Raw genomic sequence first — 1514 nt, 5'->3', positions numbered from 1 at the left:
ACTCAAACAGGTAAGCCTGAATTCAAGGGTGGTACAGTTGAAGTTAACGGTGTTGAGAAGACTGTTCCAATCAACGAAGATGTTCCAGCAACATTCGACGACGGTTCTACAACTAAGACTGTTGAAGGCGTTGGTACTTACACAGTAGCTCCTGATGGAACAGTGACATTTGTACCAGAAAAATCATTCGTTGGAACTGCACCAGCAGTGACAGTTGTCCGCGAAGATAAGAACGGAACAAAAGCATCAGCGACATACACCCCAACAGTAACTCCTGTTAAACCAACTGCAACACCAGCAGAAACAACAGATATTCAAGGTAAAACACAAACAGGTAAACCTGAATTTACTGAGGGTGATAGCCGTGTACCAATCAACGAAGATGTTCCAGCAACATTTGACGATGGATCAACAACTAAGACTGTAGAAGGTGTTGGTACATACACAGTAGCACCAGATGGAACAGTAACATTTGTCCCAGAAAAATCATTCGTTGGAACTGCACCGTCTGTGACAGTTGTCCGCGAAGATAAGAACGGAACAAAAGCATCAGCGACATACACCCCAACAGTAACTCCTGTTAAACCAACAGCTGAAGATGCAACATCAACTGACAAACAAGGTCAAGAACAAACAGGTAAACCTAACTTTACAGAAGGTAACCCAAGCGTACCAATGGATGATGATGTTCCAGCAACATTTGAAGATGGATCAACAACTAAGACAATTCCAGGTGAAGGTACATACACAGTAGCACCAGATGGAACAGTAACATTTGTTCCAGAAAAATCATTCACAGGTAAAGGAACAGGTGTGACTGTTAAACGTGTTGACAAGAACGGTACGCCAGTAACGGCTAAGTACACCCCAACAGTAACACCAGTAACACCGACAGCGACACCTGATGAATCAGTAGCCCCTCAAGGTGTAGTTCAAACTGGTACTGTAACCTTCACAGAAGGTGATCCAGTTGCACCAATCGACAAAGATACCATTACTCTTCTTGACGAAAATGGTCAACCGGCGGCTTCTGTAGATGCTAAATCTCCAAGTGGTGAAGTTATTGGTACTTTCACAGTTGATAAAGAAACAGGTGTTGTAACCTTTACACCAACTGATAAGTCATACTCAGGTGAAGTAGTTCCAGTTAAAGTTCAAGCTAAGGATGCTAACGGCACTCCAGCTGAAACAACATACACACCTAAGATTACTCCAGTTGTTCCAACAGCTGATCCTACAACATCTACTGATATTCAAGGTAAAACACAAACAGGTAAACCAACATTCACACCAGGTAACCCAGATGTACCGATGGATGATGATACACCTGCAACATTCGAAGATGGTTCAACAACTAAGGTAATTCCAGGCGAAGGAACATACACAGTAGCTCCAGACGGAACAGTTACATTTGTACCAGAAAAATCATTCACAGGAACAGGAACAGGCGTGACTGTTAAACGTGTAGACAAGAATGGTACACCAGTTACAGCTAAGTACACACCAACTGTAAC

The 1514-nt window shown here is 42.9% G+C and carries 1 pseudogene; it reads left to right on the top strand.

Annotation, left to right across the window (positions count from 1 at the left end):
• Positions 1-1514, top strand: a pseudogene (locus tag QM859_RS09000) (CshA/CshB family fibrillar adhesin-related protein); the annotation flags it as partial.

Origin of the sequence: Streptococcus infantis, from assembly GCF_047463175.1 — a bacterium.
GTDB lineage: Bacteria > Bacillota > Bacilli > Lactobacillales > Streptococcaceae > Streptococcus > Streptococcus infantis_AC.
Note: the sequence above shows the minus strand (reverse complement) of the source record. Positions and strands in the feature narration are given on the sequence as shown.